Annotated in this window: 16 protein-coding genes and 1 pseudogene; 14 read left to right on the top strand and 3 right to left on the bottom strand. The window is 66.7% G+C overall.

The features are described 5' to 3' along the window. Positions 1-161: 161 nt before the first annotated feature. A complete protein-coding gene (locus tag KI242_RS16615; RefSeq protein WP_212805351.1) occupies positions 162-1,409 on the bottom strand; it encodes an acyl-CoA dehydrogenase family protein in 1,248 nt (415 codons plus the stop codon). Positions 1,410-1,981: 572 nt separating this feature from the next. Here KI242_RS16615 and KI242_RS16610 point away from each other — a divergent pair. The 8 genes from KI242_RS16610 (at position 1,982) to glsB (ending at position 11,523) form a co-directional block, all read left to right on the top strand. After that, complete coding sequence (locus KI242_RS16610) at positions 1,982-3,037, top strand: ABC transporter substrate-binding protein (protein ID WP_011061453.1); 1,056 nt, start codon at positions 1,982-1,984, stop codon at positions 3,035-3,037. A gap of 15 nt (positions 3,038-3,052) precedes the next feature. After that, positions 3,053-3,784 (top strand): class II aldolase/adducin family protein, encoded by a 732-nt coding sequence (locus KI242_RS16605; protein ID WP_212805350.1) that lies wholly within the window; start codon positions 3,053-3,055, stop codon positions 3,782-3,784. Positions 3,785-3,970: 186 nt separating this feature from the next. Further along, the gene (locus tag KI242_RS16600) at positions 3,971-5,170 is read left to right on the top strand and encodes an LLM class flavin-dependent oxidoreductase (protein WP_212805349.1); all 1,200 of its coding nucleotides are present in this window, start codon (positions 3,971-3,973) and stop codon (positions 5,168-5,170) included. Between the two features lie 10 nt (positions 5,171-5,180). Further along, on the top strand, positions 5,181-6,752 hold the full coding sequence (locus tag KI242_RS16595) for an ABC transporter substrate-binding protein (RefSeq protein ID WP_011061450.1): 1,572 nt from the start codon (positions 5,181-5,183) through the stop codon (positions 6,750-6,752). Continuing rightward, positions 6,745-7,806: an ABC transporter permease gene (locus KI242_RS16590; protein WP_015635723.1), complete on the top strand. Its 1,062-nt coding sequence runs from the start codon at positions 6,745-6,747 to the stop codon at positions 7,804-7,806. Before KI242_RS16595 ends, KI242_RS16590 begins: the two co-directional genes overlap by 8 nt. A 23-nt stretch (positions 7,807-7,829) precedes the next feature. Continuing rightward, positions 7,830-8,675 (top strand): ABC transporter permease, encoded by an 846-nt coding sequence (locus tag KI242_RS16585; protein ID WP_169891568.1) that lies wholly within the window; start codon positions 7,830-7,832, stop codon positions 8,673-8,675. Further along, a complete protein-coding gene (locus tag KI242_RS16580; RefSeq protein ID WP_212805348.1) occupies positions 8,672-10,462 on the top strand; it encodes an ABC transporter ATP-binding protein in 1,791 nt (596 codons plus the stop codon). Before KI242_RS16585 ends, KI242_RS16580 begins: the two co-directional genes overlap by 4 nt. 152 nt (positions 10,463-10,614) lie before the next feature. Then, complete coding sequence (gene glsB / locus KI242_RS16575; protein ID WP_011061446.1) at positions 10,615-11,523, top strand: glutaminase B; 909 nt, start codon at positions 10,615-10,617, stop codon at positions 11,521-11,523. On the opposite strand, the gene KI242_RS16570 is transcribed toward glsB, so the two are convergent. Both KI242_RS16570 and KI242_RS16565 read right to left on the bottom strand, forming a co-directional pair. Further along, positions 11,524-11,985: an LEA type 2 family protein gene (locus tag KI242_RS16570; protein WP_011061445.1), complete on the bottom strand. Its 462-nt coding sequence runs from the start codon at positions 11,983-11,985 to the stop codon at positions 11,524-11,526. Positions 11,986-12,153: 168 nt separating this feature from the next. After that, positions 12,154-13,593: a nucleobase:cation symporter-2 family protein gene (locus KI242_RS16565; protein WP_011061444.1), complete on the bottom strand. Its 1,440-nt coding sequence runs from the start codon at positions 13,591-13,593 to the stop codon at positions 12,154-12,156. 257 nt (positions 13,594-13,850) lie between these two features. On the opposite strand from KI242_RS16565, the pseudogene KI242_RS16560 reads away from it, so the two are divergent. From KI242_RS16560 to zapE, 6 genes and pseudogenes are all read left to right on the top strand, one after another. After that, positions 13,851-14,348: pseudogene (locus KI242_RS16560) on the top strand (RNA polymerase sigma factor); the annotation flags it as partial. A gap of 7 nt (positions 14,349-14,355) precedes the next feature. After that, positions 14,356-15,315, top strand: coding sequence for a FecR domain-containing protein (locus KI242_RS16555; protein ID WP_212805347.1), 960 nt, complete (start codon positions 14,356-14,358; stop codon positions 15,313-15,315). A 122-nt stretch (positions 15,316-15,437) separates the two neighbouring features. Then, positions 15,438-17,915 (top strand): TonB-dependent receptor, encoded by a 2,478-nt coding sequence (locus tag KI242_RS16550; RefSeq protein ID WP_212806384.1) that lies wholly within the window; start codon positions 15,438-15,440, stop codon positions 17,913-17,915. Positions 17,916-18,166: 251 nt separating this feature from the next. Next, positions 18,167-18,883, top strand: a complete 717-nt coding sequence (locus KI242_RS16545) for a YafY family protein (RefSeq protein WP_015635716.1) — start codon at positions 18,167-18,169, stop codon at positions 18,881-18,883. Between the two features lie 52 nt (positions 18,884-18,935). After that, positions 18,936-19,265 carry a ketosteroid isomerase gene (locus KI242_RS16540; protein ID WP_011061439.1) on the top strand — a complete coding sequence of 110 codons (330 nt, stop codon included), beginning with the start codon at positions 18,936-18,938 and terminating at the stop codon, positions 19,263-19,265. A gap of 176 nt (positions 19,266-19,441) precedes the next feature. After that, complete coding sequence (gene zapE, locus KI242_RS16535) at positions 19,442-20,569, top strand: cell division protein ZapE (RefSeq protein ID WP_212805346.1); 1,128 nt, start codon at positions 19,442-19,444, stop codon at positions 20,567-20,569. Positions 20,570-20,629 lie beyond the last annotated feature (60 nt).

Genomic DNA, 20,629 nt, shown 5'->3' with positions numbered 1-20,629 from the left:
TGAGGACGCCTTCGCTGGCGAGCCAGCTCCTACGGTGTGCGTGATGCCATGGTTATTGGTAGGAGCCGGCTTGCCGGCGAAGAGGCCCCCGAGCCTTGTGTCGGTCTTGAGGACGCTTTCGCTGGCAAGCCAGCCCCTACGAGGGATGGCGGTGGTTGGGGTTATGGCGCGGGGCGGGTCGCGCCCTGTTGCTCCTTGGCGTTGAGGATCGCGGTGTATTCGCCCGGGTCGACGCCGTTGAGGTAGTAGTTGCCCACGTGGTGCAGGCGCCAGCGGATCGGGTCGTGGGTGGTGTGCACCCGGGCATTGCGCCAGAAGCGGTCGAGGTTCCATTTGCTCAGGGAGGAACTGGCCCCCAACAGCGAGAAGATGTCGCTGGAGATCTTCAGCGAGGCGCTGTCGGAATGGGCCCGGGCGGTGGCCACGGACAGGATCAACTGATCCTGCAGTTCCTTGTTGTCCGGGTCCTGCTCGTGTTCGTCGAACACCCGCGCGGCATCGCGCAGCAAGGATTCGGCAGCACGCAGGGCCACGGCGTATTCACCGATCTGCTTGATGATGTGCGGCTCTTCGCTGGCGTGGTCGACGCCGCTTTCCACCCAGGGCCGGGCGTGCTGCTTGAGGTAGTCCACCGCGGCCCCCAGGGCTCCGGCGGCGATCCCGGTGTCGATGGCCGCATGGAGGATCTGCGGGAAGGTCAGGCCGGTGCGTTTCATCGGGCCCTTGCGCGGCGAGACAAAGTCTTCGTCCAGTTCGATGTTGTCGAACAGCACCGTGCCGCTGACCGAATTCTGCTGGCCGAAGGCATGCCAGTCGTCCACCAGGGTCAGGCCCGGAGCGTTGCGGTTGAGCAGCACCCCGGCGCCGCCTTCTTCGCTGGCGGCGGTCAGGGAAATCCATTCGGCCAGGTAGGAACCGGTTGAGTAGAACTTGCTGCCGTTAAGGATCAGCTTGCCGTCGGCGCGGCGCTCGATACGGGTCTTGAGGGCGAACTTGTTCTTGCCGCCGACCTCCGCCAGGGCATTGCCCAGGCGCTTGCCGGCCAGCACGTCGCTGACCACGCGGTCGCGCACGGCATCCGGGTAACCGTTGAAGATGCCCCGCAGCATCACGTTGTGGATCTGCAGCAACTGGCCCACACCGCCATCGGCCACCGAGATCAGGCGCACCGTTTCGACGATGGTGGCCACCGAGGCCCCCAGGCCACCGAAGGCCTTGGGCACACCGATGGCGGTCAGGCCGCTGTCGGACAGCAACTGCGCCTGGCGCCGCGGCAACTGGCCGTTGGCCTGGCTGTCGGCGGCGATGGCGGCGATTTCCGTGGCGATTTCCCGGGTCACGGCGATGGCTTCGGCCTCGCTGCCCAGGACACGGACCGGAGTGACAGGAAGGGCTTGAACGCTACTCATGCTGGTACCTCTATCTGAAGAAATCTGCCCCCAGGGGCGTGTGTATCGACCTGATCCGTAGGAGCCGGCTTGCCGGCGAAAGGGCCCTTGAACCTTGCGCCGGTCCTGGCGACGCCTTCGCTGGCAAGCCAGCTCCTACAGGGGCGTGTGTATCGACCTGATCCGTAGGAGCCGGCTTGCCGGCGAAGGGGCCCTTGAACCTTGCGCCGGTCTTGGCGACGCCTTCGCTGGCAAGCCAGCTCCTACGAAAAAGGGCTGGGTTTGAGGAGGCTTGAGCAAGTTCTGCGCCAGGGCCTTTTCAGTGTGCTGAAAATCCGTTGCAGGCCTTGTGCGACACGGCTGGCGGGCGGGTGCGCAATGGGTGCTAAAACGCCTGCTGCTGCTCCAGCAGCAATGTTCGTCGGCCCGTTGCTCCGACAGCAGCAGTCGCTGCGCAATGCTGCTGGTCGGGCAGCAGTCGGCGAGGTGCCGGTTTCGCGGGCAGCGGCCCAGGCCCCGTAATCCGGGGCTTTGCCCGGTTGGCACGGGCGCTGCAATAGCCCTGGCAACAGCCATTGCACAGGAACTCGTTCATGACGCTTGCCGCCACATTGCCCACGTCCGCTGCCCAGCCTGAACTGGAGCAGATCTGGTTCACCCGCTGCCCGGTGCCCACGGCTTCCGGGATCGCCTACAAGCTGGGCTGGCTCAGCGAGGAGTTTGCCGCCGACGGCCTGCCGGTCGCGACCCTGCAGGAAGCCCGGCAACTGGGCCATCACCATTACGATCACCAGTTGCCCGGGCTGTTTCGCGAGGGCGGCAACGTGCCGGCCCTGGCCGCCCGCGCCGCCGGTTCCCCCAGCCGGCTGATCGGCCTGACCTGGATCGAGGAATGGCAAACCTTGCTGGTGCGCCCGGATTCCGGCATCAGCCGCCCCGAGCACCTCAAGGGCAAGCGCCTGGCGCTCCCGGCCTGGGGCGAAAACCGCCCGGGCAGCATCGCCCGGGCCATGAGCCTGCACGGCTACAAAGGCGCTTTGAGCCTGGCGGGCCTGGGTTTCGACGACGTGCAACTGGTGGAAGTGGCGCTGCAGGACCAGGAGCGTGCGGCGACGCCCCAGGAAGGTTTGCAGCGCCTGTGGTCCGGCCTGGACTACCTGGTGCGCGGCGAGGTGGACGCGGTCTACGTCAAGGGGGCTGCCGCCGCCGATGCCGCGCGGCGCCTGGGGCTGGTGGTGGGCATCGACCTGGACCTGGTCGCCGAGCCGCGCTACCGCATCAACAACGGCACGCCGCGACCGATCACCGTGCACCAGAGCCTCTTGGACAATCACTTCGACCTGGTGGTGCGCTTTCTTGCCCAGACCCTGCGCGCCGCCGACTGGGCGGCCCACAACCGGCCGGCCCTGAACGCCATCCTGGAAGAGGAAACCCGGGCCGGCAGTGCCGGGGTGAATGAGGCCTACCGCGGCGATTTCCACACCACCCTGGCGCCCGACCTGTCGCCGCAGCGCCTGGAGTTCCTCGATATCCAGAAAAACTTCCTCTATCGCCATGGCTTCCTGGAACGGGATTTCGCCATTGCCGACTGGGTCGACCCACGTCCCTTGCACGCCGCCCATGAACTGCTGGCCCAGCGCCGCGCCTGAACCCGGAGAATTGCCATGACCGTATTGATCAACGAACAACCCATTACCCAGGAACTGCAGGCCTTCATCGATCAGGTGCTGCTGGAGGCCGAACAGGCGTTCACCGTGTTCCGCGAAACCCAGACCATCACCGCCAACGGCACCGTGGGCTTCATCGAGCGGGTACCGGGCCAGGAACTGCTGGTCTCGGTGAACTACGGCGGCCCGTGGAACTACCGCAAACCGTTGCAGGCCACGGTCACCGACTTTGCCGGCAAGGTCATCCTCGGCCAGGGCAAGGGCGGCCTGGGACGCTATACCAAGCTGTTCCAGCAGCATGCCGACATCACCACCGTGTCCCACGTGCATTCGCCGTACCAGGGAGCCTGGGCCCAGACCCACCGCACGCTGCCGTTCCACTATGTGCCGGTGCAGCGCTACCAGCTGGCCCGGGAGCTGCCGGTGTACATCGACCGGCGCCAGCCCGAGGTGGACTTCATCCTCGACAGCATTGCCCAGAACCCCTTCAACCTGGCGATTCTCGAAGCCAACGGCGGCTCCACGGTATGGGGCAAGCAGGGCCTGCGGGCCACGGCGGAATTCATCCTGTTGCTGGAAGAGGGCGCGCAACTGCAACTGCTGGCCGACGCCCTGGGTGGCTCCCGCCCTTATGGCCCAGGCGTACTGACCCAGCAATGGAAGATGAGCGGCCTGTACGAGCGCGCCACGGAACTGGGCCTGGTGCCCGCCATCGACCGCCGCAGCTGACCTGCCGCCCCCTGGCTGCGGCTATCGGAGCTGTTGTAGGAGCTGGCTTGCCAGCGAAAGCGCCCGCAAGGGCGATACAAGGCTTGAGGGCCTCTTCGCCAGCAAGCCGGCTCCTACGCGGTGGGGGTGGGCGGTGGGCGGGGCAGCGATGGCTGTACAGGCTTCAATCATTCAAGGAACAGCTACATGGCAGTCAAGATTCTCTGGTACCTCACCACCCCCGACGGCCCCTATCCCTGGGAGCCGGAAGGGCGCTGGAACACCGATTTCCAGCACCTCAAGCAACTGGCGGTGGCTAGCGATCGCCTGGGCTACTACGGTTCGCTGCTGGGTTCGAGCCCCAATGAAAGCCTGGCGGTCTCGGCGGCGCTGATCGATGCCACTCAGCGCTTGCGCTTTTTGGTGGCACAGCACCCGGGGGAGTTGTCGCCGGCGGTGCTGGCCAAATGGGCGCTGACCTTCGATCAGTTCTCCAACGGCCGCCTGCTGTTCAACGTGGTCAACGGCAGTGACGCCGGGCTGGCCACCCTGGGGGTGCACTATCCCCACGATGAGCGCTATGACTTCAGCCTGGAGTACTGGCGGGCGTTCCAGGGCTTCTATGCCGGGGACACCGACGGCTACGACGGCCGCTACGTCAAGCTGGCGCCGCGCTCGCCGGCCGCGGCCGGCCATCCCCTGGGCGGCTGGCACGCGCCGAAGCAACGCCCCGGCATCCCGCTGTGGGGCGCCGGCACCTCCGGCCCGGGAGTGGCCCATTCGGTGCAGTTGCTGGATGTGTACCTGAGCTTTGCCGACACGCCGCCGAAACTCGGCGAGAAATTCCGCAAGGTGGCCGCCGAGGCGGCGAAGATCGGCCGTGAGCTGAGCTTCGGTACGCGCCTGCAGATCATCGTCCGGGAAACCGAGGAGGAGGCCTGGGCCCACGCCGAGAAACTGCTGCAGCGCACCTCGCTGCAGACCGCCCGGGCTTCCATCGAACGCCAGTTGCCGCCGGGGGAAACCCTGGACAGCTTCCACAGCGACGACCCGCAGATCCAGCGCAATGTCGAGGCGATCCGCGCCGGCCGCCTGCCCAAGGCCCGGGACCTGGAGATCTACCCCAATGTCTGGCTCGGCCCGAGCCTGTTCGGCTTCAACATTCTCGGGCCCGCCGCCGGCACCTACCTGGTGGGCAGCGCGCGGCAAGTGGCCGAGCGCATTCGTGAATACGAAGAGCAGGGCACTTCGGCCTTCATCCTTTCGGGCTTTCCGCTGATCGACGAGGCCCACCGGGTGGCCGACCTGCTGTTCCCGCTGCTGGACCTGGACCACGGTTTCGAGGTGCCGCGCCTGGGCGCCACGCTTGTGGCCAGGCAACCGGCCAAGGCCACCGAGCAGGCCTGAGGAGCGAGCCATGAGCGAGGCATTTTCCCGCCGGGTATTCCTCGGCCATTCCCTGGCCGCCGGTGGCGGCCTGTTGCTGGGCAGCAGCCTGCTCAGCGGCTGTGACAACGGTGCGGCGCCCGGTGCCGCGCCGCTGCTGCCCGGCACCCCGGTGCGCGGCGGGCGCCTGCGGGTGGGGATCATCGATGGCGACCAGTCCGGCAATCTCGACGCCCACAAACCGGTGGGCGGCGGGATCATTCGCGGCTGGGCGCTGTACAGCAAGTTCTGGGAATGGAACCCGGACGTCAGTACCCGGCTGGCCCTGGCGGAGTTCGCCGAGCCCAATGCCGACGCCAGCGTCTGGACCATTCGCATCAAGCCGGGGCTGGAGTTCCACCACGGCAAGAGCATCGGCGCCGACGACATGCTGTTTTCCATCCTGCGCCTGACCGACCCGCAACTGGCTTCGCCCTTTGCCGGGCTGGTGGGGGCCATCGATCGCCAGGCCCTGCGCAAGCTCGATCAGCGCACCATCGAAATCCGCTTCAAGCAGGGCCAGAGCTTCTTTCCCCTGGACGAAACCCTGATCAGCTTCGGTGCCATAGTGCCCACCGACTACCACCCGCAGACCAACCCGGTGGGCGCCGGCCCCTACCGGCTCAAGCGCTTCATTCCCGGCCAGCGCTCGCTGTACAGCCGTTTCGAGAACTACTACAAGCCCGGCCAGCCCTACGCCGACGAACTGGAAATCATCGAGTTCAAGGACCAGGTGTCGCGGGCGGCGGCGCTGCGGGCCGGGCAGATCGACGTGGCCAGCGGCGTACAGGCCGAGCACAGCGCGCTGCTCAAGGCCGATCCGCGGCTGCGCTTCTACGCCTCGCCGAGTACTTCTTTCACCGGCTTCAACCTCAATCTGGCCAAGGCGCCGTTCCAGGATGTGCGGGTGCGCCAGGCATTCCGCCTGCTGGCCGACCGCCAGGAGCTGGTGGACCGTGGGCTCAATGGTTTCGGCCGAGTCGCCAATGACCTGTATTCGCCCCACGACCCCACCTACAACCACGGCATTGCCCAGCGGCCCCATGACCTGGAACAGGCCCGTGCGCTGTTGCGTCAGGCCGGGCAGAGCGACCTGCGGGTGGAGCTGACCACCACCCCGGGCCCGGGGGTGAACGCGGCGCTGGTGTTCGCCCAGCAGGCGAAGAGGGCCGGGGTCGAGGTCAAGGTGACCCAGGTTGACGCTTCGGTGTTCAACGGCCCCCAGCGCGAACAGTGGCTGCTGTCGCCCGGGGCCACGCCGGCCCGGGGCTTTCTTGCCTCGGCGCTGCACAACGACGCCCCCCAGGCCATCTACAACCGCAGCAACTTTCACGACCCGCGATTCACCCAGCTGTACCAGCAGGCCCTGGCCCAGCCCGATCTGCAACTGCGCCGGCAATGGGTGCACGAAGCCCAGGCCATCCAGCACCAGCGCGGCGGGCTGCTGATCTGGGGCTTCAACGATGTGCTGGACGCGGCCTCGGTGCGGGTTGGCGGGCTGGTGCCGGAACAGACGACCTTCGCCTCCTGGCGCTTTGACGAAATGTGGTTGAACCATGCCTGACACCTGCCGCAACACGCCCCGTACCCCGGCCTGGCTGTCCTGGTTCGTCGGCCGCCTGGGCTACGGCCTGCTCACGGCCTGGGTCATCAGCCTGGTGGTGTTCATCGCCACCCAGGCGCTGCCCTCGGACCCGGCGCGGGTGATCCTTGGCCCCGATGCGCCCCTGGAAAGCATCCTCACCCTGCAACGGCAACTGGGGCTGGACCGGCCCCTGCTGGAGCAGTACCTGCACTGGCTGGGCCAGACCCTGGAAGGCGATCTGGGGCAGTCCCTGGATTCCAGCGCGCCTGTGGCCGACGTCCTCTTCGCGCGCCTGGGCTACACCCTGGCGTTGCTGGCCGGGGTCATCGCGCTGGTGGTGCCCGCGGCGCTGCTGCTGGGGGTGACCCTGGCCCTGCGTCGTGACAGCCGCCTGGACCGCTGGAGCCTGTCGTTGCTGATCTTCCTCAAGGCTACCCCGGGTTTTCTTCTGGCCATTGGCCTGGTGCTGCTGTTTTCCATGCCCCACATGGACCTGCTGCCGGCGGTGTCGATCCTCGACCCCCAGTTGGCACTGTGGCGCCAGCTGCAATTCCTGGTACTGCCGGTGCTGGCCTTGAGCCTGTCGGCCTTGCCCTACCTGACGCGCATGGTGCGCGCGGCAATGATCGAGGCCCTGGAATCGGACTATGTGATCGCCGCGAGGCTGCGGGGCATCCCTGAGTGGCGCATCGTCTGGCGCCACACCCTGGCCAATGCCCTGGTGCCGGCGGTGCAGGGGCTGGCCCTGACCCTGCGCACCCTGATCGGCGGGGCCCTGCTGGCGGAAGTGGTGTTCAGCTATCCGGGGATCGGCACCGCCCTCAACTCGGCGATCCAGATGCGCGATCTGCCGATGATCCAGGCCATCGTGCTGGTGATCACCCTGGGGGTGGTGCTGATCAACCTGTTGGCAGACCTGGCCACGGTGCTGCTGACCCCCAAGTTGCGTACGGCGCGGCGGGCCGGCCTGATCCGCCGCAACCGACGAGGCCTCCAGCCCTGGTGGCGCCGCTCGGCGCCCAAGGCTCCCTGAACCTGCGGCATGAGAACCTATCCATGAACGACTTACGCATTTCCCGCTGGCGCCTGTGGCTGGGCGAACCGCAAACCCGCAAGGGCGCATTCATCACCTTGCTGGTGGTCCTGCTGGCGCTGTTCGGGCCCTGGCTGGCGCCCCATGGCAGCACCGACATGCTGGGCCCGGTATACGGCGCGCCCGCTGCCGGCGCCTGGCTCGGCCATGACTTTCTTGGCCACGACGTGCTTTCGCGGTTGCTCAGCGGGGGCCTGTCGGTGTTGTGGATGTCCCTGGCGGCGGCCTCCATCGCCCTGCTGGTGGGCGGCGCCCTGGGGTTGCTGGCCGGCCTTTCGCGGCGCCGGCTGGACACGTTGATCAGTTGGCTGGCGGATGTTTCCCTGGCCTTTCCCGACCTGATCCTGGTGCTGCTGATCGTTTCGATGCTGGGGCGCGCGCCCTGGTTGATCGTGCTCACCGTGGCCATCGCCTTCACCCCCGGGGTGGTGCGCCTGGCCCGGGGCAGCGCGGTGGCGGTGGCGGGGCAGGAGTTCGTCGAGGCGGCGCAGATGATGGGCTATTCGCGCTGGCGGATCCTCTCTGGGGAAATCCTGCCGAACATCCTCACGCCGCTGCTGGTGCACTTCGGCAACATGCTGACCTGGGGCGTGGGCATGCTGTCGGGGCTGAGCTTCCTCGGCTATGGGGTGGCGCCGCCGGCCGCCGACTGGGGGCTGATGATCAACGAGAACCAGGCCGGGCTGCTGGTCCAGCCCTGGGCGGTGCTGGCCCCGGCGCTGCTGATCGGGGTGTTCGCCTACGGCACCAACATCCTCGCCGAGGGCATCGGCCGCAGTCAGGCGCGGATCGGGGAGAAAGGCCCATGAACGCCGTGGTGGAAGTGACCCGAGAGGCCCGGGTGCTGCAGGTTGAGGGGTTGCGGGTGGAGCTGGCGGGTGGCGTGGAGGTGTTGTCCGGAGTCGGCTTCAGCCTGGCCGCGGGGGAAATTCTTGGCCTGGTGGGGGAGTCGGGCTCGGGCAAGACCACCCTGGCCACGGCCCTGCTGGCCCATGCCCGGCGGGGCGCGCGGATTGTCGAAGGGCGGGTCGAGGTGGCCGGGCAGTCGTTGCTGGACCTCTCGGCGCAGGACCTGCGCCGGGCCCGGGGCGGCCTGATCGGCTATGTGGCCCAGGACCCGGCCACCGCCCTGAACCCGGCGCTGCGCATTGCCGACCTGCTGGAGGAAACCCTGGCGGTGCATCCATCGCACCTGGACCGCCACGGGCGGCAGCAGCGGATCCGCGACACCCTCAAGGATGTGGGCTTGCCGGCGGATCGCGAGTTCCTGCGGCGCTTTCCCCATCAGCTGTCCGGCGGCCAGCAGCAGCGGGTGATGCTGGCCCTGGCCTTTGTCCTGCGGCCCCGGCTGATCGTGCTCGATGAGCCCACCACGGCCCTGGATGTGACCACCCAGGCGCACATCCTCGGCACCTTGCGCCACCTGTGCAAAAGCCTGGGTGTGGCGGCGATCTATGTGTCCCACGACCTGGCCGTGATCAAGGACCTGGTGGACCGGGTGCTGGTGATGTACGCCGGGCGGATCGTCGAAAGCGCCTCCCGCGAGGCGCTGTTTCGCCAGCCGGCCCACCCCTATACCCGGGGCCTGCTGGCGGCGATTCCCGATGTCGGCCAGCGCCGGCCCCTGCTGGCGATACCTGGGCAGGCCCCGGCGCCGGGGCAGCGGCCGGCGGGGTGTGCCTTCGCGCCCCGGTGCCCGCGCCAGGGTGCCCAATGCACAGCGGGCGAGCCGTTGCTGCAAGGGCTTGCAGCTGATGTCCAGGTGGCCTGTATCGACCCTTATCGGCAGGCGTTGCCCATGCCGGCGCCCGTGGTGGCGGTGCAAGCGGCTGTGTCCGGCAGCGAACGACGGCCGCTGCTGGAGGTGCAGGGCCTGAACCTGGCCTATGACCGCCAGGTGCTGTTCGACGTCAGCCTGCAAGTGGTGGCGGGGGAGTGCCTGGCGCTGGTGGGCGAGTCCGGCTCCGGCAAGACCAGCCTGGCCCGGGCCCTGGCCGGGCTTGGCGAGCACGCCGAAGGCCGGGTGCGGTATGCCGGCCAGCCTCTGAGCCTGTCGGCCCGGCAGCGGAGCAAAGGGCTGCGGCACCAGATCCAGTACATTTTCCAGAACCCCTATCGGGCGCTGAACCCGCGGCACACCCTGTACCAGACCCTGAGCGCACCCCTGGAGCACTTTTTCGGCATCCGGGGGGCCGAGGCCAGGGCGCGGGTCCATGCGGTGCTGCAACGGGTGTCGCTGTCGCCGGCCCTGGCGGACCACTATCCCCACAGCCTGTCCGGGGGCGAACGACAGCGGGTGGCGATTGCCCGGGCCCTGGTGTGCGAACCCAAACTGCTGATCTGCGATGAAGTCACCTCGGCCCTGGACGTCTCGGTACAGGCCTCGATCCTCGCGCTCCTGCGTCAGTTGCAAGACGAAGGCCTGACCCTGCTGTTCGTCACCCATGACCTGGGCGTGGTACGGGCCATTGCCGACCGGGTGCTGGTGCTCAAGCAGGGACGGGTGGTGGAGCAGGGCGCAGTGGACGCCGTGCTGGACCGGCCCGAGCACATCTACACCCGGACCCTGCTGGAGAATTCGCCACGGCTTGGGTGACATCTTCAGAAACCCTTGCACTGCCTTCGCTGGCAAGCCAGCTTCTGCAGGGGCTGGGGTGGTGGGGCATTTGCCGGTGGACTGTGCTGCGCCGGCCCTGGCGTGCGTCTAGCTGCCATAGCCCCGCAGTCGTATCGGTAATGAGCCAGAACATGCAAGACCTGTTGAACCAGATTCTCGATGAAGTCCGCCCCCTGATCGGCCAAGGCCAGGTGGCCAATTACATTCCGGCCCTGGCGGATGTGCCGGCCAATCAGTTGGGCATTGCCGTGTATGGCAACGACGGCCAGGTGTTCAGCGCCGGTGACGCCGATACGCCGTTCTCGGTGCAGAGCATTTCCAAGGTCTTCAGCCTGGTGCAGGCCATCGGTCATTCCGGCGAGGCGATCTGGGAGCGCCTGGGCCACGAGCCCTCGGGGCAGCCGTTCAATTCCCTGGTGCAACTGGAATTCGAGCGTGGCCGGCCGCGCAACCCCTTCATCAATGCCGGGGCCCTGGTGATCTGCGACATCAACCAGTCGCGCTTTGCCGCGCCGGCCTTGTCCATGCGCGACTTTGTCCGGCGCCTGTCGGGCAACCTGCAGGTGATGGTGGACGGTCGGGTGGCCGAGTCGGAGTACCAGCACCGCGCCCGCAACGCGGCCATGGCCTACCTGATGCAGTCCTTCGGCAACTTTCACAATGATGTGGAGGCGGTGCTGCGCAGTTACTTCAGCCACTGCGCCTTGCGCATGAGCTGCGTGGATCTGGCCCGGGCCTTCTGTTTCCTGGCCAACGACGGCTTCTGCAAGCACAGCGGGGAGCAGATTCTCACCCGGCGCCAGACCCAGCAGGTCAACTCGATCATGGCCACCAGCGGCCTGTACGACGAGGCCGGCAACTTCGCCTATCGGGTCGGCCTGCCGGGCAAGAGTGGGGTGGGCGGGGGAATTGTGGCGGTGGTGCCGGGGCAGTTCACGGTCTGCGTCTGGTCGCCGGAGCTCAACAGCGCCGGCAACTCGCTGGTGGGCATGGCGGCCCTGGAACTGCTCAGCCAGCGTATCGGCTGGTCGGTGTTCTAGTTACCAGGCGCCGGGGTTGCTCAGGCTGAGCTGCCCGCGATCGATGAAGCGCTGGGTGCCGAACAGCCCGCCGGCAAGCTTGCCGCGCAGCACGTAGGGCAGGTTGTCCAGGCTTTGGGTCTGGCTCAGGCCCAGGGTCTGGCGCAGCACCGAGAAGGCCGAGACGCTGACCGGGATCACCAGGATGTCTTCCGAGTAGCGGCCGATATGCCCCTGCTGGTCGCTGACCCCGGAGGCCAGGGGGCGGCCGTTGACTTCCAGGTCCAGGGCCACGCCGTTGTAGTCGATGGGGCTTTCGTTGGGGTTCTGCAGACGCAGTTTCACCGCGAAACGCATTTCCAGATCCTGGCTCGGCAGTGGCTCGATGCCCACCACATTGATCGCCAGTGGATCGCGATTGGGCAACAGCGCACAAGCGCTCAGGCTGAGCAGTACCAGGGTCAAGGCGATCAATCTACGCATGGAATACCTGTCGGCAATGGAAATGAATGGCTGGCCAGCACCTTGTAGCCGCTGCCGAGTCTGCGAGGCTACGACAAGGCCCGCAGGGCCTTGCCTGGCAAACCCCCGGCCAGCCTTCCACGGCCGAGGGCCCATCACCAGCGCTCGCAGCATAGACGCCTGCGAGCCTCAGGAGTTCGCTTTGCCGCTCATGTCCGGGTCTTGCATGACCTTGAGGGTCGCCGCTTCCGGATCGAACTCGTCTTCTTCCAGCTCAAGGAATTCCTCCGGCAGGAAGATGTTCAGGAAGATCGCGCAGAAGGCGCCCACGGTAATCGGCGACTCGAAGATGTTGTGCAGCGCCTTGGGCAGCTCGCGCAGCACTTCCGGCACCGCCGCCACGCCCAGGCCCATGCCCAGGGAGATGGCCACGATCAGCACGTTGCGCCGGTGCAGCCCGGCCTCGGCGAGGATCTTGATCCCGGCCACGGCCACGGTACCGAACATGATCAGGGTGGCGCCGCCCAGCACCGGCTTGGGCATCAGTTGCAGCACCGCGCCGATCACCGGGAACAGGCCCAGCAGCACCAGCAGCCCGGCAATGAAGTAGGCCACGTAGCGGCTGGCCACGCCGGTCAGTTGGATGACCCCGTTGTTCTGGGCAAAGGTGACCATCGGCAGGCTGTTGAACACCGCAGCCACCGCCGAGTTGAAACCGTCCGCCAGCAGCCCGGACTTGATGCGCTTGATGTACAGCGGGCCCTTGACCGGCTGCTGGGAAATCATCGAGTTGGCGGTCAGGTCGCCGGCTGCTTCCAGGGGGGAAATCAGGAAGATCACCGCCAGGGGGATGAAGGCGATCAGGTCGAAGGAGAAGCCGTACTTGAACGGCACCGGCACGCTCACCAGGGGCACCTCGGGCATGGCCGCCATGTCCACCCGGCCGAGCATCCAGGCCACCACGAAGCCCAGGGTCAGGCCGATGACGATCGAGCCCAGGCGCAGCATCGGGTGGTTGAAGCGGTTGAGCACCACGATGGTCAGCAGCACCAGCGCCGCCAGCCCCAGGTTGCTCGCCGCGCCCAGGTCACTGGCACCGTAGCCGCCGGCCATGTCGGTGACCGCCACCTTGATCAGCGACAGGCCCATCAGGGTGATGATGGTGCCGGTCACCACCGGGGTGATCAGCTTGCGCAACTTGCCGATGAACTGGCTGAGGAACATCTCGATAAAGGCTGCGACAAAGCAGATGCCGAAGATGGTGGAGAGGATTTCGTTGGTGTCGCCGCCCCGGCCCTTGACCATGAAGCCGGCACTGAGCAGCACGCTGATAAAGGAAAAGCTGGTGCCTTGCACGCACAGCAGGCCGGAACCGATGGGCCCCAGGCGCCGGGCCTGGACGAAGGTGCCCAGGCCGGAGACGAACAGCGCCATGCTGATCAGGTACGGCAGCTCGCTTTCCAGCCCCAGGACCCCGCCGAAGATCAGGGTCGGGCTGATGATGCCGACGAAACTGGCCAGCACATGCTGCAGGGCGGCGAAGATCGCCGCGCTGAAATGCGGACGGTCGTTGAGGCCGTAGATCAGGTCTGACTTGTAGCGGGGAGGGGAGCGGTCGGGTGCGGTCATGGGAAAAGGCCTGCCAGTGACGTGTGAAAACTACGGGGCACACGTCGGAAAGTGGACGGGACTTGGGCCGCAACGCCATGTCATGGACAAGACGTGCGCACCCGGTCAGAAAAAAGGAGGCGCAGGATGCCAGAAAGGCGCCGCAGCCAGAAGGGCAAACAGGCGGAAAAAGCCAAGTTGGAAAGGATACGAAAGATACTGTTTCTCATTTGCCTTTATGGAATAATCCGCCTCCCCGATCTGCGGACCGCCCCCCGATGCTGCCGACCCCCAGCCTGCTGCGCAGCTTTCAAGAGCATTACGACGACCTGCTGAAGTTTCTCACCCGGCGCATGAGCGATCGCCAACGGGCGGCGGACGTGGCCCAGGAGACCTACCTCAAGTTGCTCAAGGTCGATCCGCAGACGGTGGAGGTGCACAACGATCGCGGTTTCATTTTCCGTGTGGCCGGCAACCTGGCCATCGACACCCTGCGCCGCGAGCAGCGCCTGGCGGCCAACCTCAGCGACGGCCAGGAGCACACCGAAGCGGTGGACCCGGCCCCGGCACCGGAAGCCGTGCTGCTGGCCAAGGAGCGCCTGGCGGTGCTCGACGAGGCCCTGGCGCAACTCTCGGACAACGCCCGCCAGGCCTTGCTGCTCAATCGCCTGGAAGGCCTGACCCAGGCACAGATCGCATTGCGCCTGGGCGTTTCCGAAAGCATGGTGGCAAAATACATCGGCCAGGCCCTGCGCCATTGCCGCGACTGGCTGAAAGTCCACCATGAATGATTCCTTCTTGCCTGCCGCCGATGCCATGACCGACCACCCCGAAAGCCTCGAAGACGCCGCCATCGACTGGCTGGTGCTGCTGCACTCCGGCAACGCCACGCCGGCCCAGCGCATGGCCTTCCAGCAATGGCGCCAGCGCAGCCCGGCCCATGCCGCAGCGGCCGCCGAGGCCCAGCAACTGTGGGGTGACCTGGGGCAGACCGAGACCGCGCGGCAACACCAGGCGCCGCCCGCCATGGTGCGCCGGCCACGGCGCTTCTGGCCGGCGCTGGCCGCTTCGCTGCTGCTGGCGCTGGGGGCTGGCCTGGGCTGGCAGCAGTGGCCGACCTTGACCTCGGACTACCACACCGGGGTCGGCCAGCAACAGAGCATCACCTTGGCGGACGGCTCGCGGGTCACCCTCAACAGCGCCAGTGCGCTGTCGGTGGCCTACTCGGCGGATGAGCGCCGGGTGATCCTGCGCAGCGGCGAAGCGCTGTTCGAACCGCTGGCCGACCCGCAGCGGCCCTTCGTGGTCCAGGCCCAGGCCCAGCAACTGCAAAGCGCTGCCAGTGCCTTCAGCGTGCGCCGCGACGGCCACCAACTGACGGTGGTGGTGCGCGAAGGGCAGGTGCAGTTCAGCGGTGACCACGCACCAGTGCTGCTCCAGGCCGACCAGCGCCTGCAATACCAGCCCGGCCAGCCGCTGCTGGCCCAGCAGACCGTGGACGCCACCAGCCTGACCGCCTGGCAGCGCGGCAAGCTGATCTTCAACGGCCGCCCGCTGGGTGAGGTGATAGGTGAACTGGAGCGCTACCAGCACGGGCGCATCCTGATTTCCGACGGTCAGTTGGCGGCCCTGGCCATCAGCGGTGTGTTCGACCTGCATGATCCGCAAGGCTCGCTCAAGGCCCTGCAGCAGCGCTACCCGCTGCACGTCACCTACCTGCCATGGCTGGCGGTCCTGCACTGAGTCGAATTTTTTTTGCCTGGGCACTGCAAGTTCCCCTGGGGGAAATCGTCGTAGTGAGACTGAGAAGACAATCATTCTCATTGACGTCATTTCAACCGGCTGGGAAGGAACACGTGAAAGCAATGTTCAAGCTGTCGATACTGAGGCGCGGTCACCACATCATGCGCCGCACATTACTGGCCCAGGCCCTGTTCGCCGGGGCCTTGAGCCCGGTCCTGGCCCAGGCCCAGGAGGCCGCCACGGTCAGCCAGGCCGGCAGCGCCCAGGAGCGTCGGGTCTCGTTGAACCTGCCGGCCCAGCCCCTGGACCAGGCGCTGACCCGCTTCGCCGATCAGGCCGACCTGCGCCTGCTGTACACCACCAGCGATGTTGAGGGCCTGCAATCCACCGCCCTCAACGGTGAGGTCACGGTGGCCCAGGCCCTGCAAAGCCTGCTGGCCGGCAGTGGTATGAGCTGGTCGTTCAGCGACGGGCACACGGTGATCCTGCGTCGGGCTGGCGTGCCGGCCGCCAGCCTCAACCTCAAGCCGACCCAGGTCACCGTGGCGTCACGCACCAGCGCCGCCATCAGCGAGATTCCCGGCACCGTGTGGGTGGTGGAGCAGAGCCAGCTGCGCGAGCAATTGAGCACTGGGGTCAGCCTCAAGGAAGCCATCGGCAAGCTGGTACCGGGCCTCGACCTGGCCCCGGAAGGGCGCACCAACTACGGCCAGAACATGCGCGGGCGCAACGTGCTGGTGATGATCGACGGGGTCAGCCAGAACAGTTCCCGGGGCCTGTCCCGACAGTTCGACAGCATCTCGCCGTTCAACGTCGAGCGGGTCGAAGTGCTGTCCGGGGCCAGCGCCATCTACGGCGGCGGCGCCACCGGCGGCATCATCAATATCGTCACCAAGAAAGGCGAACCGGGCCCGGCGCGCTTCGAGACCCAGCTGGGGGCCAGCAGCGGCTTCAACAACAGTGATGACCTGACGACCCGCATCGCCCAGTCGGTGAGCGGCGGCAACGAAGCCATCAGCGGCCGGCTGGCGGTGGCGGGGGAGCAGAACCAGGCGTTCTATGACGGTGCCGGCAAGCAGATCTTCATCGACAACACCCAGACCGACCTGCAGTACAACCGTACCCTGGACCTGATGGGCAGCCTGGCCCTGCAGTTCAACGAAGAGCAGAGCCTGGACCTGCTGGCCCAGTACTACGACTCCGGCAACCATGGCAGCACCGGGATCTACTTCCCCAACCTCAAGTACAAGGCGCCGTCCAACCTGGAAGACGCCGAGCTGCGCGGCGGCTACTCCACCGACCTGGAACCGCGTACCAAGCGCCTGCTGCTCAACGCCAACTACCACCACAGCGACGTGCTGGGCCAGGATTTCTACCTGCAGGCCTCGTACCGCAAGGAAGACGACAACTTCTTCCCGTTCCCCTACTACAACAGCGGCAGCCCCGCAGGCTCCAAGGGTGTGTACTTCGCCGCGTCCCAGCAGAATTTCGAAGTCACCAGCCTCAAGGCGCTGTTCGCCAAGGAGTTCGAGGCGTTCAAGCTGACCTACGGCGTGGACCTGGACCGCGAGCGTTTCAATGCCCAGCAGAGCACCTTCGACCAGGGCATCTCCTCGGGCAGCGGCGGTCTCGACCTGGTGACCCAGAGCAAGGCGCCGCGCTATCCCAGCTACCGGGTCGACGGCCTGTCCGGTTATGCCCAGCTGGACTGGCACGCCACCGACAACCTGACGGTATCCGGCGGCTACCGGCGCCAGCAGATGGACGTGGACGTGGGCCAGTTCAAGAACGTACCCGGCGGCAGCAACGACTATGCGGTCAACCTCTACAACCTGGGCACCATCTACGACTTCAAGAACGGCCACCAGCTGTGGGTCAACTACGGCGAGGGCTTCGATCTGCCGGACCCGGCCAAGTTCTACGGCAAGCCGGGCCTGAGCGTGGACGACAACCCCCTGGCCGGGATCAAGAGCCGCCAGGTGGAGACCGGCTGGCGCTTCTCCGATAGCGACTGGGATGCCCAGGCGGCGCTGTACTACATCTGGTCCGACAAGGTGATCACCACCGACCAGGCCACCCTGACCATCGACGTCAAGGACCAGAAAAGCCGCGACTACGGTTTTGAGAGCGCCCTGACCCGGCACTTCCAGAACGGCTGGGAGCTGGGCGGCACCCTGCATGCCGTGCGCTCCGAGGAGGAGAACAAGAACGGCGGCTGGAGCAAGCGCGACGCCCGTTATGCCTCGCTGTCGAAACTCACCGCCTTCGTCGGCTGGAAGGACGACAGCAGCAGCGTGCGCCTGCAGGGCAACCACGCCTTCACCCTCAAGGACGACGCGGTCAAGCAGATCGACGCCACCCACAGCGTGGATGCGCCCAACACCATCGACGGCTACACCACCTTCGACCTGCTGGGCAGCCACGACACCGAGTTCGGCACCTTCAGCGGCGGCATCCAGAACCTGCTGGACAAGCAGTACAGCACCGTCTGGGGCCAGCGCGCCAAGCTGTTCTACTCGCCGACCTACGGCCCGGACTACCTCTACGACTACCAGGGCCGTGGCCGCACCTACACCCTGACCTGGACCATGGCCTACTGATGCCCCGGGGGGCTCTTGCGGCCCCTGTAGCCGCTGCCGAGCCCCAGCGAGGCTACGCAAAGGCCCGCAGGGCCTTGCTTGGCAACTCCCAGCCGAACCCTGCGACGCAGTGCCTTCGCCGCCTGCGCCAGCGGCTACAGGACCCCGGCAGAACCATGCCTGGCAATGTCCCGCCAACCCCCATCCTCCTGACAGAAACTGTCAGGAGGCTCTGGTAATCTGCGCCGGTGTTTTTTCCGGAGTGCACCTGCGTGTCGCGAGCCAGTCGTTTACTCACCCTGCTGCAGATGCTGCGGGGCAAAAGCCGTCCGGTGACCGCCGCGACCCTGGCCTCGGAGCTGGAGGTTTCCGAGCGCACCCTGTACCGCGATATCGCCGAGCTGACCGCCCTGGGCGCGCCGATCTACGGTGAGGCCGGGATAGGCTACGTGCTGCGCAGCGGGCTGTTCCTGCCGCCGTTGATGCTCAATGCCGATGAGACCGAGGCCGTGGTGCTGGGCCTGCGCTACGTCGATCAGCGCGGCGACGAGGAACTGAGCAAGGCCGCCGCCGATGCCATGGCCAAGATCGCCGCGGTGCTGGCCCCCGCGGCCCAGGACGCACTGCGCAATCCGACCCTGTTGCCCGGCCCGGCGGGCTACGGCTTCCCCGACAACCCGGTGTCGCTCAATGTGTTCCGCCAGGCGATCCGCCTTCAGGCCAAGCTGCTGATCGACTATGCCGACGTCAACCAGAATCCTAGCCAGCGCCGGGTCTGGCCCCTGGCCCTGGGCTTTCTCAACGAGGCCCGGGTGATCGTGGCCTGGTGTGAGTTGCGCGAGGATTACCGGACCTTCCGCACCGACCGCATTGCCGCCGCCCAGGAACAGGGCGAGCGGTATCCGGGGCGGCGCAGCGACTGGCTGCGAGCCTGGCGCAAACGCATGCACAGCGATGAGCAGGGCCGTTTCACTGCTGACAGGAAATGACACGCGGGGGCTTTAGCATGGCCCGCTCATTCAACAGCAAGGAGCTTTTGTCATGTCGGCCACAGACCCTTCCCTGGCCCCGGCCATCGCCGCTTATGTCACGGCCATCAACAGCGGCGACAGCGCAGTGGTGGCGTCGATCTTCGCCGACCGCGCCCAGGTCTTCGATGAACGCGAGCACTGCGTGGGGCCCCAGCAGATCGCCCGCTGGATGGGCAAAGGCGCGTGCCGCCTGGAAATCCTCGGGGTCCAGCAGCGCACCGGCAAAGTGCTGCTCGACAGCCGGGTGTGCGGTGACTTCCCCGGCAGCCCCCAGGCCCTGCGCCATACCTTCCGCCTGGACGCCCAGGGGCGGATCGAACGCCTGGATATTTCCCGCTGATGTAGCCGCTGGCGCAGGCGGCGAAAAACCTGAGCATGCCCAAGGTTTTGCTGGAGACCGCCAGGCAAGGCCCTGCGGTCCTTTTCCCAGCTTCGCGGGCTCGGCAGCGGCTACAGGTCGGCCTGGAGCGGCTCATGCTGGCATACTGCGGCTCTTTGCCAGGAGGCCCGAGCCCCATGCCATTCGATTCCCCCATGAGCGCCTACCAGTACGCCCTGGAGCAGCAGGGCTTTGTCGCCGACGCGGCGCAGGCGCGGGCGGTGCAGGCCTTGCAGCAATGCCATGAAGCCCTGCATCAAGGGCGCACGGCGGTGCCCGGGGTCTATCTGTGGGGGGCGGTTGGGCGGGGCAAGACCTGGCTGATGGACCAGTTCTACCAGAGCCTGCGGGTCCCGGCGCGGCGCCAGCACTTTCATCATTTCATGGGCTGGGTGCACCAGCGTTCGTTCCAACTGAGCGGTATTGCCGACCCCTTGCAGGCCCTGGCCCGGGAGCTGGCCGAAGAGGTGCGGGTGCTGTGTTTCGATGAGCTGTTCGTCAATGACATCGGTGACGCGATCATCCTCGGGCGCCTGTTCCAGGTGATGTTCGACCAGGGCGTGGTGCTGGTCTGCACCTCCAACCAGCCCCCGGAGCAGCTGTATGCCGATGGCTTCAACCGCGAGCGCTTCGTTCCGGCGATCAGCGCCATCCGCCAGCACATGCAGGTGGTGGCGGTGGACGGCGAGCAGGATCACCGCCTGCACCCGGGCGCCGCCGAGCAACGCTACTGGCTTGGCGCCGAGGGGCAGCCGAGCGCCCTGGGGCCGGTGTTCGAGCGCTTGAGTGCCGGGCAGCCGGCGAGCAGCGAGCCGCTGTTGCTCGGCTATCGCCCGTTGCAGGTGGTCAAGGCGTGCGGGACGGTGGTCTGGTGCAGCTTCGTCGAACTGTGCGAACAGCCGTTTTCCGCCATGGACTTCATGGCCCTGTGCGACCGCTTCCAGGCCATTCTCCTGAGCGATGTGCCCAACCTCAGCGCTTGCCAGCGCCCCGCACGCATTGCCCGGGGCACCGAGGATGGTGCCGAGCGGGTGGTGGCCGGGGATCGTGAGTTGCCGCAGCTGTCGGTACATGACGACGCGGTGCGGCGTTTCATCGCCCTGGTGGACGAGTGCTACGACCGCAAGGTGCCGCTGTACCTGGAAGCCCGGGTGCCCATGGAACAGCTGTACACCGAGGGCTACCTGGAGTTCGCTTTCCGCCGCACCCTCAGCCGCCTGCAGGAAATGCAGTTGCAGCGTTTTGCCGGTGGGCCCGCGGCCTGAAGGGAAACCTTTCCGGCTGCCGTGGATCCCGGCCGCTGCTTAGGATTTTTTCTGTAGTGC

Origin of the sequence: Pseudomonas sp. Eqa60 (assembly GCF_018326405.1) — a bacterium.
Lineage (GTDB): Bacteria > Pseudomonadota > Gammaproteobacteria > Pseudomonadales > Pseudomonadaceae > Aquipseudomonas > Aquipseudomonas protegens.
Note: the sequence above shows the minus strand (reverse complement) of the source record. Positions and strands in the feature narration are given on the sequence as shown.

Coding starts and splice junctions, on each gene's coding strand:
- KI242_RS16605 (WP_212805350.1), top strand. CDS start 3,053: ATGACCGTATTGATCAACGAACAACCCATTACCCAGGAACTGCAGGCC.
- zapE (WP_212805346.1), top strand. CDS start 19,442: ATGCCATTCGATTCCCCCATGAGCGCCTACCAGTACGCCCTGGAGCAG.
- KI242_RS16580 (WP_212805348.1), top strand. CDS start 8,672: ATGAACGCCGTGGTGGAAGTGACCCGAGAGGCCCGGGTGCTGCAGGTT.
- KI242_RS16590 (WP_015635723.1), top strand. CDS start 6,745: ATGCCTGACACCTGCCGCAACACGCCCCGTACCCCGGCCTGGCTGTCC.
- KI242_RS16615 (WP_212805351.1), bottom strand. CDS start 1,409: ATGAGTAGCGTTCAAGCCCTTCCTGTCACTCCGGTCCGTGTCCTGGGC.
- KI242_RS16565 (WP_011061444.1), bottom strand. CDS start 13,593: ATGACCGCACCCGACCGCTCCCCTCCCCGCTACAAGTCAGACCTGATC.
- glsB (WP_011061446.1), top strand. CDS start 10,615: ATGCAAGACCTGTTGAACCAGATTCTCGATGAAGTCCGCCCCCTGATC.
- KI242_RS16550 (WP_212806384.1), top strand. CDS start 15,438: ATGTTCAAGCTGTCGATACTGAGGCGCGGTCACCACATCATGCGCCGC.
- KI242_RS16570 (WP_011061445.1), bottom strand. CDS start 11,985: ATGCGTAGATTGATCGCCTTGACCCTGGTACTGCTCAGCCTGAGCGCT.
- KI242_RS16540 (WP_011061439.1), top strand. CDS start 18,936: ATGTCGGCCACAGACCCTTCCCTGGCCCCGGCCATCGCCGCTTATGTC.
- KI242_RS16600 (WP_212805349.1), top strand. CDS start 3,971: ATGGCAGTCAAGATTCTCTGGTACCTCACCACCCCCGACGGCCCCTAT.
- KI242_RS16585 (WP_169891568.1), top strand. CDS start 7,830: ATGAACGACTTACGCATTTCCCGCTGGCGCCTGTGGCTGGGCGAACCG.
- KI242_RS16555 (WP_212805347.1), top strand. CDS start 14,356: ATGAATGATTCCTTCTTGCCTGCCGCCGATGCCATGACCGACCACCCC.
- KI242_RS16610 (WP_011061453.1), top strand. CDS start 1,982: ATGACGCTTGCCGCCACATTGCCCACGTCCGCTGCCCAGCCTGAACTG.
- KI242_RS16595 (WP_011061450.1), top strand. CDS start 5,181: ATGAGCGAGGCATTTTCCCGCCGGGTATTCCTCGGCCATTCCCTGGCC.